Annotated in this window: 2 protein-coding genes; one reads left to right on the forward strand and one right to left on the reverse strand. The window is 71.7% G+C overall.

All coding sequences use genetic code 11. The features are described from left to right. Positions 1 to 144 precede the first annotated feature (144 nt). On the forward strand, positions 145 to 444 hold the full coding sequence (locus PMI01_RS26820; RefSeq protein WP_007675315.1) for a hypothetical protein: 300 nt from the start codon (positions 145 to 147) through the stop codon (positions 442 to 444). Positions 445 to 509: 65 nt separating this feature from the next. Here PMI01_RS26820 and pgi read toward each other — a convergent pair. Further along, on the reverse strand, positions 510 to 1,905 hold a 1,396-nt coding region (gene pgi / locus PMI01_RS23535), incomplete at its 5' end, for a glucose-6-phosphate isomerase (RefSeq protein ID WP_007675317.1).

Raw genomic sequence — 1,905 nt, forward strand, 5'->3', positions numbered from 1 at the left:
CGGACGCTCCGCCGCCTCCCCAGCCCGCCGGCTCAAATCCGGCGGTAGGGCGCCCTCGTGCGTCCGCGCACCGGTCGGGGACATGCCCATGGGCATGTCCCCAATCCCAGCCCCACCCCTTCAGCCCTTCGACGGAGATCCCCGATGACCAAGCGCGATCCGCGCAAGCCCGCCAACGCCCCCTGGGCCGGCGGGACTCAACCTCCGGCCGCCGCCCCGACCAATGACCCCATGGCCGCCTTGGCCGACCTGGCCGCCAGGGACCCCGACACGCTCACCGACGCCGAAATCGATGCGCGATACGCCGCCGCGGCGGCCGCGCGCAACCGGGCGTTCAAGCTGGTGCTGCTGCGCCATGCCGAGACGATGCTGGCCGATATGAACGGGAGGCTGGACTCGGCGGGGGCGGAGCGTGGGGGCCCGGACGGCGAAGATGGGGGCTGATACTGGCCGGGGACAGGCGCAGGCGCCTGTCCCCGATCGGGCATCGCCGGGTGTTTGGGAAGGCCCTAGACCTTCAACCGCGCGATCAGCGCCGTGGTCGACGGGTCATGCTGGCCCACCGCCCCGCTCTCCAGCTCCGGCAGGATGCGGCCGGCCATCACCTTGCCCAGCTCGACGCCCCACTGGTCGAAGCTGTTGATGCCCCAGATCACCCCCTCGACGAAGGTCTTGTGCTCGTAGAGGGCGATCAGGGCCCCAAAGGTCTGGGGCGTCAGGCGGTCGAGGACCACCATCGTGGACGGACGGTTGCCGGCGAAGGTGCGCTGCGGGGCCAGGGCGCCAATCTCGTCCGCGGACACGCCTTTGGCGACCAGTTCGGCGCGGACGTCTTCCGTCGTGCGGCCGACCATCAACGCCTCGGCCTGGGCCAGGACGTTGGACAGCAGCTTCTCGTGCATGCCGGCCGGGCCCTCGTCGCTCTTGGCCAGGGCGATGAACTCCAGCGGGGTGATGTCGGTCCCCTGGTGCATGCACTGGAAATAGGCGTGCTGGACGTTGGTGCCCTCGTCGCCGAACACCACGGCGGCGGTGCCGCGCTTGACCGGCTTGCCGTCGGGCCCGACCGACTTGCCGTTGCTCTCCATCTCCAGCTGCTGGAGGAACGAGGCCAGGCGGCGCAGGCGGTGCGAATAGGGCACAACCGAGCGGGCCCGGCGGTCCAGGCCGTTGCGGTTGAAGACCTGGGCCAGGGCGATCAGCACCGCGGCGTTCTTCTCCAGCGGCGCGGCGGCGAAGTGGGCGTCCATGGCGGCGGCGCCTTGCAGAAAGCCCTCGAACACTTCCCAGCCGCAGGCCACGGCCACCGACAGGCTGACCGACGACCACAGCGAATAGCGGCCGCCGACCCAGTCCCAGAAGCCGAACACCCGCTCATCGGCCACGCCGAAGGCGGCGGTCTTGTCCAGGGCGGTCGAGATCGCCGCCAGGTGGGCGTTGGCGCCGGCCTCGCCCAGGGCCGCGGCCAGCCAGGCGCGGGCCGCCGTGGCGTTGGTCAGGGTCTCCTGGGTGGTGAAGGTCTTGGAGACCACGATCACCAGGGTCTGTTCCGGATCGAGGTCGGCGGTGGTCAGGGCGAACTCGGCGCCGTCGACATTGGCCACGAAGCGCAGGTCGATGCCGGGCTTGATCGGCCGCAGGGCGTCCCACAGCAGGCGGGGACCCAGGTCGGAGCCGCCGATGCCGATGTGCAGGATGGCCTTGAACGGCTTGCCGGTCGCGCCCCGGATCTCGCCCGACCGCACGGCGTCGGCGAAGGCCTTCATCCGGGCGCGGACGGCCTCGACCTCGGCCATCACGGCGACGCCGGCCGCCTTGACGTCGGCGTCCTTGGCGGCGCGCAGGGCGGTGTGCAGGACGGCGCGGCCCTCGGAGCCGTTGATCGGCTCCCCCCCCCCCCCCCCC

This window comes from Caulobacter sp. AP07 (genome assembly GCF_000281955.1).
GTDB lineage: Bacteria > Pseudomonadota > Alphaproteobacteria > Caulobacterales > Caulobacteraceae > Caulobacter.